Origin of the sequence: Micromonospora sp. 15K316 (assembly GCF_004348525.1) — a bacterium.
In the GTDB taxonomy this organism is placed as follows: Bacteria; Actinomycetota; Actinomycetes; order Mycobacteriales; family Micromonosporaceae; genus Micromonospora.
The window spans coordinates 1-14,468 of the sequence record NZ_SMKG01000150.1 but is presented as its reverse complement, the minus strand read 5'-3'; the positions used below and the strand labels follow the sequence as shown (position 1 = coordinate 14,468).

2 protein-coding genes and 2 pseudogenes are annotated in these 14,468 nt (G+C 74.2%); all 4 read left to right on the top strand.

The genetic code is table 11. The annotated features are described in order from the left end of the window. Nucleotides 1-1,026 (top strand): annotated as a pseudogene (locus tag E1211_RS32655) (hypothetical protein); the annotation flags it as partial. A gap of 12 nt (nucleotides 1,027-1,038) precedes the next feature. Continuing rightward, on the top strand, nucleotides 1,039-1,479 hold the full coding sequence (locus E1211_RS33810) for a YbaB/EbfC family nucleoid-associated protein (RefSeq protein ID WP_132351108.1): 441 nt from the start codon (nucleotides 1,039-1,041) through the stop codon (nucleotides 1,477-1,479). Next, nucleotides 1,472-1,798: a hypothetical protein gene (locus E1211_RS23100; RefSeq protein ID WP_132351107.1), complete on the top strand. Its 327-nt coding sequence runs from the start codon at nucleotides 1,472-1,474 to the stop codon at nucleotides 1,796-1,798. Before E1211_RS33810 ends, E1211_RS23100 begins: the two co-directional genes overlap by 8 nt. A 96-nt stretch (nucleotides 1,799-1,894) precedes the next feature. Next, nucleotides 1,895-14,468 (top strand): annotated as a pseudogene (locus E1211_RS23095) (hypothetical protein); the annotation flags it as partial.

Below are 14,468 nucleotides of genomic sequence, written 5' to 3'. Positions count from 1 at the left end.
CTGGAGGGCCTGACCGGGTCGGGATCGGGTGCGGGTGGCGGCGCCGGCTTCGGCGGCAACCTCGGTCTCGGTGGCCTGCCCGGATTCGGCGGCCTGAACGGTCCGCGCGGCAACGACGACAAGCCGCCGTCGCAGAACGGGCCCACCACCGGTGGCGACTTCGAGGAGGGGCCGTCCTCCATCGACGATCTGCCGGATCTCGGTGGTCCCGGTGCCGGCGGGAATTTCCCCGGCCTCGGCGGCTCGGGCGGCTCGGGCTCCGGATCCGGGATCACCGTTCCCGGCCTCGGCGGCTCCGACGGCCCCGGTACGGGCGGCAGCTTCCCCGGCCTCGGCGGCTCCGACGGCCCCGGTACGGGCGGCAGCTTCCCCGGCCTCGGCGGCTCCGACGGCCCCGGTACGGGCGGCAGCTTCCCCGGCCTCGGCGGCTCCGACGGCCCCGGCGCGGGCGGGAACTTCCCGGGCCTCGGCGGCTCGGGCGACGGCGGGAACTTCCCCGGCCTCGGCGGCTCGGGCACCGGCGGCCTCGGGGGTAACGACTTCTTCGGCGGGGCTTCGGGCGGGCACGCCTTCGACGACTTCGGGGGCGCCGGTCTCGGCAACGGCGGCGCCGGGTCGGGCTCCAACAACCCCAACGGGATGATGGTCGGTTCGTTGGGTCCGGCACCGGCCGGCGCCGGGCTGAACGGTCTCAACCTGGTCCCCGGCGTCAACCAACCGGGCATGAACGGCGCGCCCGGCGCGTTCGGGCCGGCCGGCGGTTACCCGCCCATGATGCCGCCGATGGGTGGCATGGGCGCGGGCAACCAGCAGGAGAAGGAGCGCGAGCGCACCACCTGGTTGGCCGAGGAGGAGGAGGTCTGGGGCACCGACCCGGACGTGGCCCCGGCGGTCATCGGCCGCGACGACCTTCCCGAGCCGTCGGGCGGGCAGCGCACCCCCTGGTCGCCGGCCGCGCCACAGGCCCCCGGGTCCCCGTACGGCCCGGGTCGGGGCAGTGGCCAGCAGATCCGTCGCGCCAACTGAGAGGAGAACGAGATGACCAGTCCGCTCTACGACCGGATCGAGCAGGCGTACGCCGAGTTCGAGGAGAAGAAGGCCGCGATCAGCGGTGTCGAACAGCAGATGTCGGGGGCGCAGACGACGGTGACGGCCAAGAACCGGGCTGTCAGCGTCACCGTGGACGGCCGGGGTGATCTGGTCGAGGTCAAGTTCCCGACGAACGCCTACCGCACGATGGCGCCGGCGGAGTTGGCCAGTCTGCTGGTGGACTCGGTGAAGTCGGCGCGGGAGGAGGCCCGGGAGAAGGCGATGAAGCTCTTCGAGTCGATCCTGCCGCCCGGGCTGCCGCTCGCCGGTCTGCTGCGCGGCGCGAAGACCGCCGACCAGATGTTCGACGAGGCGATGCAGTCGATCAACGAGTCGTTCGGCGGCGCGAAGTCACCGGCCGGCGGGGAGGCGGGGGTGAACCGTGGTTAGTGTCGGCGCCGACACGGACCTGCTGCGCGGTGGAAAGCTCGCCCCGGCGCACCGCGAGATGCTCGCGGTGAACAAGAACTTCGCCTCCGTGGTCGAGCTGAACAACCCGCCCGGTGGGGTGCGGGCCGAGGTGGACAAGCAGATCCACGACGGGCTCAGGACCCAGGTCGAGCTGGTCACGTCGATCATCGACGGCCTCGTCCGCCTCTCCCGGGGAGACGGCACGAAGGTGGACTCGCTGCGCTCGCTGCTGACCCGCGTGGAGGAGACCAACGTGGACCTCGCCACGCCGTCGGGTGACGGTATCGTTCGGCACTGAGTTACGGGCCGGCGTCGGCCCGGAGTGGGTTTCCCGGGGTCACACCGCACAGCGGCGGTGTGACCCCTCCCTCAATGACGAGGAGGTGTGACGGCCGTGGACATCGAGATGTCGGACGAGGCCGCCGCCTTCCTCAAATGGCTCTCCGGCGAGGAGTTCCCGGCCACCAACCCCGACAAGGTACGCGCGATCGCGGAGGCGTTCGGCGACACCGCCGACGGCATCGAGCGCGTCATCCCCCTGCTCATCACCGGGGTCAACAGCATCCGCGAGGGGGTGATGGGCCAGTCCGAGCAGGCCTTCGTCGATTCGATGGAGGACTTCGTCTCGGAGGACGGCTTCCTGGGCATCGCGTCGCGGTACGTCCGGCGGATGGGCGACGAGCTGGACAAGACGGCGAACCAGGTCGAGTACGCCAAGCTGATGATCTTCCTCTCGGTCATCCAGCTGATGATCGAGGTCGCCATCGCGCTCGCGATCGCGTGGCTCGTCCCCGGAGTGCTCGAGAAGCTCGCCATGCGCCTGCTGGTCGAGAAGCTGATGATCGCCAGGTGGCTGGCCCAGCTCATCTACGCGGTGGCGATGAGCCAGGCCATGGGCGTCGGCCTCCAGGTCCTCATGGACATCATCGCGCAGAGCATCATGATCTCCGAGGGCCACCAGAAGGGCTGGAACTGGGACCAGACCGGCAAGGCCGCCGAGATCGGCGCCTGGATCGGGGTGGTCGGCATGGTCCTGGGCGCCGGCGGCGGCGCGATCTTCAACAAGCTCTTCGGCAAGGGCAACGTGCCGGTCCCGCCCCCGGGGAAGGGGGCCGCGGACGACCTGCCGACCCCGGCGCCGGTCAAGGACGACGGCCCGCTCCCGCCCCCGGTCAAGGAACCCGTCATCGAGACGGTGGTCAAGGAGTCCGACAACGCGCCGACGTACACCGGCTCGAAGGACACCGACGCCCCGCCCCCGTACACGAAGCACGACCCCGACGCGCCGCCGCCGTACCGCAAGCACGATCCGGCGGCCGGGCACCACTCGCTCGCCGGGGAGACGCTGCACGAGGGCGCCACCGAGGTCGTCGGCGAGGGCACCTACGGTGCGATGACGGGCGAGGGCTGGGAGTGGAGCAGCACACCCGCCACCTTCGTCTCCGGAGCCCTCTCCGGCCTGCTGAGCGGGCTCGGCACGATGGCGGGAACCCACCTCCGGCTGGAGACCCACGGCCCGGGCGGCGGCACCGGCGCCCCGTCCACGAGCGATGGACCGCCGGCCGGCGGCTCGCCGGTACCGCTGGACCCACCGCCGTCCTACCAGGACGCGACGACGCCGCCCCCGGCCACGCCCGGGTCGGCGGGTGGCACCGGAGCCGGTCCCGGCGGCGGCCCCACCGGCGGCACAGGGTCGAACGGCACAGGGTCGAACGGCACGAGCTCGACGGGTGGGAACACCTCCGGCGCCGGTGCGGGCGGCACGGAGGGTGGCACGCGACCCGGTGACAGTGCCGGCGACGACGGGCCGACGCGGGTCACGCCCCCGCCGTACACCGACACGCCGAACGGACCGAACTCCCCCAACGACGTCTCCGGCGCCAACGGCGCGACGAACTCCGGGAACTCCACACCGGACGGTGATGACCTCTACATACCGCCGCCGATAACCGTGGTGCCCGTCGAGTTCGCGCCCGTCGACGTGGTCGACACCACCGACACGACCGGCATGCCCGGCACGACCGGCCAGGGCGACGGCACCTGGGTCAACGACGGCCCGCCGGCCGCGGGCGGCTCCTGGAGCGGAACACCCGCCGGACCCGGCGCCACCGCAACCACCGGGCCCGGTGCGACCAGCGCCGCCGTGACCGGCCCCGCCAGCACCACGACCGGCCCGGGTAGCACCACGACCGGCCCGGGTAGCACCACGACCGGCCCGGGCAGCACCGCAACCGGACCCGCCAGCACCGCGACCGGACCCGGCACTGTCACGACCGGACCCGCGACCGGACCCGGGTCGACCGGTGTCGGAAGCGGCACGGTCGCCAACGGTCCCGCCGCGTCGACCGGGACGGCGGCACAGCCCACACCGATCCGGGAGACCGGCGTCGGCGGCCCGCCCAACGGACCCGGCGCCGGGAACGGCCTGAGGGCGGCGGGCGACCCGTTCCGGACGTCCGCGGAGGTTCCCACGCCGACGGCCGGTGACCAGACCGGAACGAAGAACCCGTTCCGGCTCGCCGCCGAGGTGCCGGCTCCCGCGTCCACCGACGGATCCGCACCGAACAACCCGTTCCGCCCCGGCACGGACGTACCCGCGCCGAACGGTGACCGGACCGGCACGAACAACCCGTTCCGGCCCCCCACCGAGGCGCCGGCTCTCGCGTCCACCGACGGACCCGCACCGAACAACCCGTTCCGGCCCGCCGCCGAGGTGCCGCCGCCCGCGCCGAGCGGGCCGGCGAGCCCGGCACCGGGTACGAGTGCCGACGAGGCCGGCGGACGGCGACCGGAGAGTGCCGGCACCCGACGGGACATCCCGCCCGGATCCGACCGCGACGGGCCGCAGCGGGTCCCGCCCTTCGCGGAGCAGCCGGCCGTCCGGCTCGACCGCGCCGGCGTCGAGCAGGTGGTCGACCAGGTCGCCGACCGGGTACGCCCGCAGTCCGGGAACCCGGACACGCAGCCGGATCCGGAGCTCTGCGTCGACCAGCTGATCGCGATCCAGCAGGCGGTCTTCAAGAAGCGGGCGCCGATCGCCCGAGCACGCCGGACCACCGACGACTCGAGGGTCGGTACCGGGCACGTGGCGGACCGGCTCGGCGGCGGCGCGGCATGGCACCCGATCTCGTCCTGGGCGGACGTCGAGCGGGCCGTCACCCAGGCCGGACCGGGCAGCATGGCGCTCGTCCTGTGGCAGCAGCCGAGCGGCATCGGCCACGCCTTCGCGCTCTACCACACCACCGACCTGTTCGAACCGCTGCAGTGGCTGGAGCCGCAGCAGCCGAAGGGGAGCCGGCTCGTCACCCGTGACGACCTGGGCTCCGCCATCGCCGCGCGGGTGCTGATCCTCGACCCGACGGGGCGCGAGATTCCCCTCGCCGCACAGTCGCTGGCCGGCGCACCCGACGCCAGCAAGCCGGCCCCGGTGGTGCTCCCCACCGGACCCGAGTCCGAGTCCGTCGCCCGGGCGATCGTCGACGCACCGACCGACCACCGCTACGGTGCCCTGCTCCGGCGGGGACGGCGGTCCCCCACTGCGCCGGCGACACCGGCCGCGCCGAACCCGCCGCCGAGCGAGGCGTCGGCGGACTCGTCCGGCTCGCGCCGCGACAGCGAGGAGGCGACCGCCGGCGACGAGCCCCCGGCAGCCGCGGCCGGGCCGGTTCAGCTCACCTCCGCCGTGCCGGAGACGGTGGCCGTGCCGGCGCCTGCGACGCCGACGCCTACCGAACTCACGACGGTGACGCCCACGCCCGCGACGCCGACGCCGACGGAACTCACAGCGGTGACGCCGACGCCCAGCGCGCCGCCACCGGCCGGACCCGCGCCCCTGCGCGAGGCGGGCGCCACCTCCACGACGGCCCCCGGCGTGCCACCCACGGACGGGCCGGCGAACGAGCATACGACCCCGGTAGCGCCGCCGGCACCGGTGGCTCCGGGGCCGGCCGAGCCGGGGCGGGGCCGGGAGGCGGCCGAACCGCCCGCCGTCGCCGAGAGCGAGGACGTCCAGCCGCTCCCGCCCGGCCTGCGACCGGGAGCGCGCTTCGCCGTCGACCTTCCGGTCGAGCCCGTCAACCCGTTCGCGCGTGAGGGTCTCGACCGGGAGGTCGTCGACGAGCTGACGGAGCGCGCCCGCCGGGCCGTGGAGGTCGGCCCGGAGAACCTGACCACCGAGCCGCCCGCCGCACCACCGGCCGCACCGCCCGGGACGACCGGGCCACCGGCCGCGCCGCCCGTGACCACCGAACCACCGACCGGCCCGGCGTCGGTCATCGAGACCTCCGCGGACGTCACCGCTCCCCCCGCCGGTCCCGCGTCGACCTCCGATTCGCCCGCCGAGCCGGCGTCGGACCCGGTGGATCCGCCGGACGACGTACCGCAGCCGCCCTGGTACATCGAGCACGGCGCGACGGGCGCGATGAGCATCCAGTCGGCTGGGTACGCGGACCCGGGCCGGGTCGCCGAGCGGATCGTGGCGGCGCTGCCGCCCGGCGCGCCGAACGCCACCGACGCCGAGTCGGAGAACCTGCGCAACGGCGTCCGCGCGCGGCTGACCACACTCCTCGGCATCGACGGCCACACCCCGGCTACGGCGGACCGGCCGGGCGGGTCCGCGGTCGACGCGGCGGCACTGGTCGACCTGTCCTCCGCCGATGCGAACACCGACCGGTGGGACAAGCTGCTGCGCGAGGGCTGGACGGAGGTGATCGACGGCCGGCTGGTCTGGATCAAGCCTCGCCTGCACGCGGCGAAGCCCGTCGCGGCGCGCCCGGCCCAGGGGAACAAGTTCGAGGTCGCCTTCAACTCGACCGCGTCCAGCTCGGCGCGGGATCAGACGAAACCGGGCGAGGTGACCACCGGTCCGGACCTGGTCCTCAAGCTCCCGCGCAAGTTCCAGCTCATGCCGATCGGGCTGCCGCTGGAGGCCGAGTACGCCACCGCGCACTCGGTCAGCTCGTCGGACCGGGTGATCTCGGGGCGGAAGCTCTTCTTCAACGGGGGCCCCAGCTACGCCAGCGGCCTGGCGGTCGACGTGTTCGTCGACGGCCGGCGCTGGGGCGACACCCACCAGCTCGACCCCGATGACGGCCTGCTGGTGGTGAAGTTCCCCGAGCAGTACGTCGGGCGGGACCAGCGGCCGCGGACCGGCGGCACGGTCGACGCGGACCAGGGTGCGAGGCGGGGGCCCGCCACGGCCCACGACGTGCTGACCGCGATCGACTACACCCCGGCCGTCGCGGCGCTGCACCGGCAGCTACGCGACCACGACCTGCCCGCGCAGACCGTGGCGACGGTCTCGCAGCACATCACCCAGCAGCTGCTCAACGAGCGGACCGCGCGCGGACGGAGCCGGTGGCTGCTCAGCGGCGGAGACATGTCCGAGCAGCTGACGGCGCCCATCGGCACGGGCAAGGAGTTCCGCGGGTACGTGACCGTCGAACTGGTCGTGCGCCGGCTGCAACGTCTCGGCGAGGTCGACGGCGTGACGGTCCGCGACGACCTCGGTGCCGCGCAGGGGGATTCCGAGACCCGGTCCGGCTCCTACTCCTTCGGGTTCGCGCCCCGGCTCATCCCGAGCGGCCTGACCGCGACCGCCTCGGGGAACGACCGGGGCGGCGTCGGGCCGAACGCCGGGATGGAGTGGGGGAAGTCGGTTTCGCAGGACGTCGGCGGCGGAGCGATGAACCACACGATCCTCGTCCGCTCGGCCGAACAGACCCGGTACGCGGCCGACGTCTCGGTCAACGTCAAGGTGGACTCGAGCACCCACCGGATCCCGTGGTTCGACGCCCGGGTCATGGCCGAGTTCGGCGTCCCGCGCACCGACGCCGAGGCGTTCGAGCGACAGCACCACGGCAAACCCCTGCCAGCGGCGGCGGAACCGCTCTGGTACGGGGCCGTCGCGCCGACCGTGACGCCGACGGCGCCGGTCCCGGCGCAGGACGTCACGAACCGACTCGGCGCGCCCCGCCGCGACGCACCGCAGGTCCGGGAGCCGTTCCGGCCCGACCGCGCGGCCGACCGGGAACCGCTGCTCATGGCGGCGCGGCGGGGTGACGGGCCCGGCACCACCAACCACCTGCCCGGCGGCGAGCGGGTCATGCCGCAGGTGCTCTCCGCGCTGCGGGACACCGTCGGTCGGGTCCGCGCGCTGCGCAACCAGCTCGGGATGGACGACCTCGCCCCCGGCTCGGACTCCTGGGCCGAGGTGCGGCGGCTCGCCGCCATCCGCTACGGGCTGCCGGCGCTGGAGGCCGACCCGGCGCGGGTGCGCGCCGGCATCTTCACCACCTTCGAGATCGACGGCGAGCGGTACAAGGTGCTGGTGACCGCACACCCCCGGGAGTGGATCGGCAGCAGCACGTACGCGATGCCGGTCAACAACCGGGCCATGTCGACGGCGAAGGTGAGCGCCGGTGTCACCAACGAGCAGCGGCTGCACGGCGGTGTCTCGGCCAACGCCGTCTTCGGGTACGACAGGAACGTCCGGGGACAGCTGGCGGGGCTGCACGTCGACGGGTCCTACGAACGCAGCACCGAGCGCGGCCACTCGCGGACGCTGAAGAGCTACCGACGTACGGAGACCACGAAGGACGTCGTCCAGCACGACTACCACCTGGTGTACGAGGTCACCGTGTGGCCCGACGACGGGGCGCCGACGCGGTGGCTGATCGACGGCCCGGATGTGCAGCAGCACGTGGTCGTGCCGGTCGAGCACCTGCCGGCCACCACCCCGACCGCCGCCGAGATCGACGAGGTCGGGGTCACCGTCCGGGCCTACGGGAACCGCCCGCCGCCGACGCTGCCCGGGGCGGTGCCGTTCCACCGCGAGGGCGTCACCGGGGTGTACCCCCGCTTCGGGGAGCTGCACGAGCTGCCGGCCACGGTGGCCCGCCTCTACGGGCAGGCGCACGGCGAGGCCGCGGGCTGGCACCTCGACCCGTCGAAGTGGCCCGCGGAGCTGTGGGACGCCGAACTCGCGGTTCCCACCAAACTGAGCGCGAACCTGCCGGCCCTGACCAGTACCGAGCAGCGCTGGACGATCCCGCTCGGCACGCGCGACGGCATGACCGTCGAGGCCGAGATCACCGCCTCGGTGCACGACGCGCCCCACCTCGGCACCAGCGACGGGGTGGAGATCGAGCAGTACGCCCAGGCGGCGTCCCAGTTCGACGTCGCGGAGGAGACCGAGCAGTCGTTCTCGATCGGCGCGGGCGGTGGCGCGTACTACTCCGGCGGCGGTCGGAAGGGGGACGACTCGGCGGCGTCGAACATCGGCGGTGGTTACCTCTCCGGGCACGCCTCCCTGGAGTCGGGCCGCTCCGCGGCCAGCGGATCCGGCAGCATCGACATCACCCGCGCCACCTACAAGGGGCCGGTGCACAGCTACCGGCCGAAGCTGGTCCGGTTCACGGTGACGGTCAAGGGCTGGCGTGACTCGGACCCGGCCGTGGTGCGGCGCTGGGCGACAGTCGACGTCCACAACGGCATGGAGTTCCAGGTGCCGAACCGGATGGCCCACGAACTCGGGCTGCCCGGCACCGTTGCGCTCGCCGAATCGCCGGTCCCCCGCCGGGAGCTGGACCCCCAGCTCGGCCGGGCCGCGAGCCACGTCGAGCGGCTGCGGACCGACAATCCGCCGCTGCGGCTGATCCTCGACACACTGACCGAGCGGGGCGTCCTGCCGCCGGAGGACAGCGGACCGCCGCCGATGCTGCGCAAGGCGCTGACCAAGACCTTCTCGCTCGACGCGCTGGAGGTCGAGGCGTTCGAGCTCTTCGGCAGCGGGGTGCAGGAGTGGTTCGTGGTGCCCGGCACGCTGCTCGGCACGGGTTACCTCTTCGTCCGGGTCAGCGCATCGCTCGGGCCCGTCACGTCCGACCGGCCCCGGCCCGAGGTGAATCTGACCCTGCGCGGCCAGGGGTACGACTCCACCGAGGAGAGCGAGGCGTCCGGCTGGTCGGCCAAGGTCGGCTTCGTGGGTCGCGGGCGCGGGGCCGGCGCCGACGGCGTCGGTGGCGGCACGGGACGCCTCGACCACGACTGGTCCTCGTCCCGGGAGCACGGCGAGGAGCACGCCGCCAAGGACATCTTCCGGTACGGCACCTCCGGCTCGCACGAGCTGACCAACCAGGTCCACTTCACGGTGGAGATGCGGTACACGCACCAGATGCCGCTGAAGCTGCAGGTGGTCGGGAACGCCGTCCGGTCGCTGCTGATGCCCCTGGCGACCGGCTTCCCGACCCTCCAGGCGCTCATCGACCCGCACCGCAACACCTGGGAGATGGTCGATCCGCGGCCGGAGGCCGGATCGGTGCGCCGCCTGCTCCCCGCGTTCCTGACCGGGCCGGCCGGGAACGCCGGCCAGCGGTGGGAGCCGCTGCTCGCGGACGACCAGCCGATCGACCCGCAGGCGTGGGGTGAGTCACCGCAACGCGACGCGGGACTCAACGACCTCGTCGCGGCGGACCCGACCTTCATCCCGATCGCCCTGCCGATCACCGAGCAGCTCGGCCAGGACCTGATCCGGGCGCTGGAGCCGGGCGGCTCACAGACGCCACTCGCCGCCAAGGTGGCGCCGACCAGCCGCCTCGGGCAGCTCGTGTTCCGCCACCTGCTGGGGCTCACCGGGTTCACCCTCGGCGACGTCCTCGTCGACCCCGGGCAGTTCATCGCGGAGACGAATCTGCGTCCCCGGATCCAGCAGCTGCTCGACCACCGGTACCGGGTGCCCGGCACCGACGTCCGTCTCGGCATCGTCCTGACCGGCGTCGCGCAGCTGCTCGACGAGAACGGCATGCCGGTGGAGCCCACCGTCAAGGCCCGCCGGTACACCCAGGAGGAGACAAAGCCGGTCGTGGAGAGTGGCTCGTCGCGCGGCTGGGACGCGGGCGTGACGGTCGACGGGGCGGCCGTTCCGGGCGGAGAGACCAGATCCGCCGGGGCCCGGCTCGGTGCCAAGACCGGCAGCCACTCGGGGAAGAAGTTCACCGCCGAGCTGGCCGAGATCGCCGAGCGCAACACCGAGTACCGGGCCCGGCACACGTTCTACCACTACGGACTGACGCTCGTGGTGCACCTGCCGGACGGCCGGACGGTCGACGTGCCGTCGCCCGAGGGCCTGTACGGGCAGAGCCAACGCTCCCCCGATGCCCTGCTGGGTCCGGACGACCCACGCCGGGACAGCCTCGCCGTCAACGGCCGCCTGCTCACCTCCGCGCGTCTGCTCCAGGCCACGGACCGGGCCGTCGAGGCGGTCGGCCCGGACGCGGCGAAGCTGGCGCTGCTCGGCGCCCTCGCCGACGAGCTGTACCCGGCGGGCGTACGGCCGCTGCCCGGCCCCGAGCACCTGGTCACCGGGGCCCGACCCGCGGCCGACGGCTTCTCCCACGTCGACCACTGGAGCCGCACGCCCTCCTGGGACGCGGTGCACGCGGCGGTACGCGGGTCGGGACCGGGCAGCACCGCGCTCGTCCTCGATCGCGACGGCGGCGGCGGCGACGAGCGGGGCTTCGCCGTCTACCACACCGCGGACGGCCGGATCGTCTGGACCGACCCGCACGCGACGGGGGACGCCCGGCTGACCCCCGTCCCGGGCGACGCCACGTCCGACGTCCGGCTCCCCGTCACCGGGGATCCGAGAAACGCCCGGGTCCTGCTCATCGACCCGTCCGGCGGGACGGTCGAGAACCGCCGGCTCGTGCCGGAGGAGGTCACCCGCCGCCCGGCACAGGAGCCCCCGCCGGCCCCGGCGGCCGACGTCGTACCGTCGGGGCCTCCCGCACCGGCCACCCAGGTCGGACCGCCCGACCCGGCAACCCGGACACCGGCCGACGCCGCGCCGCCGGAGTCCGACGTGCCCGCACCCGGCACGCTCCCGCCGCCAACGCCCGGCAGCGTCGCGGACTCCGGCACCAGCGCGTCCGCGCCGGAGCCTGTCGCGCCGCCGGAGCCCGGCACGTCCACGCCGGAGCCCGTCGCGCCGCCGGAGCCCGGCACGTCCGCCCCGGAGAGCGCCACACGGCCCGAGTCCGACACCGCCTCGGTCGCCCCGGAGACGCTCATCCCGGAGGACGCCGAGGGCGCCCGCCGGCACGATCGGGAGCGGGCGGCCCGGGAACGGGCCTTCCTGGCCCCGCTGCCGCACCCGCTGTCGCCGCCGCCGGAGCAGCGCTCGACCGTCTCCGTACACCCGAACCTCTCCACGACGCCGGCGCCGGCGCCGGCGGACGGTTCCGGCGACCGGCGGCCGCCGCTGCCGCAACCGGCGTCACCGCCGCCCCCGACGACGGTCGGGCCCGCACCCGCGACCGCCCCGGCCGGGCGTTCCGATGTGCCGGGCGCGGCGCCGGCGACCCTGTGGACCGACCCGGTCGAGCTGCACGAGGTCGGCCTCCTCGACACCGTGGCCGGGCCGGACGGGTCGGTGCTGTCCGGCAGCGACCTGGCGCAGCACGTCCGGCGGGCGCGCAGCACCCACGGGGAGGACCCGGCGCCGGATCCGGGAGCCGCCGTGGCCACCCGGACCATCCGGTGGATCAGGGACCAGGCCCGGGCCGCGACGACGGACAGCGCCATGGCCGCGCTGCTCGGCTCCGCGCCGGACCCGAATCCACGACCGCTCACCATCGAGGTCGAGGTCGGTCTCCAGCCCCCGCCCGCCGGCGAGACCCCGAGCGAACGCACCGCCCGGGAAGCACGGGAGGCAGACCTCGTCGCGTGGCTGACCAGCCAGATGAACCTCCAGCTCACCCTCGGCCTCACCCGGTGGGCCCAGCGTCACCCGGACCAGCCCGCCACACCCCGGGCGCGCGTGCGCTTCGCCGTGGTGCGGGAACCCGCGGCCGCGCCCGGGACGCCACCCGTGGACCGCCTCCGCCTGCACGCCGTCGAGCGGGTGCCGACGGCCACCGCGCCCCGGACGCCGCGCGGTCAGCGGGCGCTCGTCCTCGACGGCCGTTCGATCGAGACGGCGCGGGAGCCGTCCACGGGGCAACCCACCGAGGAGGCCGGCGCGGCGATCGACGCGCTGGCTCGAGAGGTCGCCGACCAGGCCGTGGCACAGCACCACTTCCCCGGCCCCTCGGACCCGGTCGGCGCGTCCCGGCAGGCGCCCCGCCTGCGGGTCGCGTTCATCGGGCAGTACGACGAGCGCCACGGGGACCCCGAGGACGGGGAGGGTGCTGTCGCCCTCGACGTGTACCCGCGGTTCCAGCGGAGCCTGGAGGCGCAGGTCCATCGGCGGTTCGCCCAGTTGACCGGCGCGCAGGCCACGGCGGCGCAGGTCCGGGAGATCGTCGCCGGGATCGAGTTCGACCATGGCACCCGCCCGGTGCCGGACCTGCCCCCGGGGCAGCGGAACACGCCCCCGGTGGAGATCCACTACACAGTTCCCCCGCCGCCGCCGCTCGTCGACGACCACGAACGTCCACAGCTGGAGTATCCGAGCAGTTGGCGCCTGAGCCCGGCGTCGACCGCGGGGCCCGGTTGGTGGCGGGCCGACGCGCCGGTCCCCGACGTCGACCAGATCCTGGCGGTGCTGCCGAAGTCGGCGTTCCGGTCCGTCGACGGCGAGCTCACGGACGTGGGTGAGACGTTCGCGGAACCGGAACTGGTCGACCGCTACCGCGGCGACGTGCGCTACGACGTGGCCCGCGTCGTGGTCGAACAGACCGACCCGTCCGGTGGGCCGGCGACGTCACAGCCCGTCCGGATCTTCCGTACCCGGATCCGTCTCGTTCCGGGAGAGGGTGTCGCCGCCGCGGACGTCGAGTCGTTCAGGGCGCACGCGCAGGCCGCGGTCGACCAGGAGATCAACGGCCGGTTCCGGTTCCCCAACGGGGACCAGTTCCACCTGGTCGTGGAGTTCACCGACGAGCCCGGCGGGCACCATGAGATCGCGGTACCGGCGACCGGCTCGATGACCAGCGGCGTCTGGCCGGCCAGCGTCCTGCGACCCCGCGAAGCCGACCCGCAGCAGGGGGCCCGGACCGACCCGCAGGACGACACGCAGCGCATCCGCGACTCGGTCCTGCACGAGATGATGCACCTGCTCGGCCTGCCGGACGAGTACCTGGCGGCCGGCGCCGGCGCGAGTGTGCACAGCACCGCGGTGGTCTTCCGCAACGCGTACCGCGATCCGCCGACCTCACGCAGCCCGCGCCGGCCCGACCTGCCGTCGGCGTTGATGCAGGACGTCAGCCGGGCCGGCGGGCCGGACGTCATCGCGGCCCGCTACCTCTGGGAGCTGGCGTTCATCCAGGAGAGCAGCACGGTCGCCCCGCTCACCACGGTGCGCCGGAGCGACGACGCCGTCGAGGTCGTCGACGCGCCCGTCGACAACTGGTCGGACGAGGCGCGGCACGCGGCGCTCATCCAGCGGATGGCCGTCGAGCACCCTGCCGACACCAACGTCCGGGCGGCGGAGAACCTGCGCTACGACCGCGATGCGACCGAGGCCGTCCTGGCCCGGGACGGCGAGTGGGAATGGGGCCGCAGCTACGTCATGCTGCCGACCGACGTGGCCGCCCGGGTCGCCGACGGCGAGCGGTTCCTGCTGCGCGCCGAGAACACCCGGTCCGACGAGATCCCGGCCGGCTACGAGATGGCGGTCGTCGACTCGTACAGCTGGGTGATCCGGGACGCCGGCCCGGAGCTGAGGTTCGTCGTACCCTCCCGCAGCCCGATCACGTTCCTGGAGAACCTCGACGGCGGCGGGACCTACTATCTGCAGTCGGACCAGCTCGTGACGACCGTGGAGCACGACTCCAACGGAGTTGCCGGCCCGGCGGAGGACGACTCGAGCGAGCTCGTGTTCACGGCGGAGGACGACCCGGACGCGATCACCGACTTCGACCCCGAGTCAGGGCTGGTGGTGGACCTGTCGGACCTGGCGTTCGACTTCCCCGACTCCCCCGACTCCCCCGACTCCTCCGACTCCTCCGACTCCTCCGACTTCCCCGGCC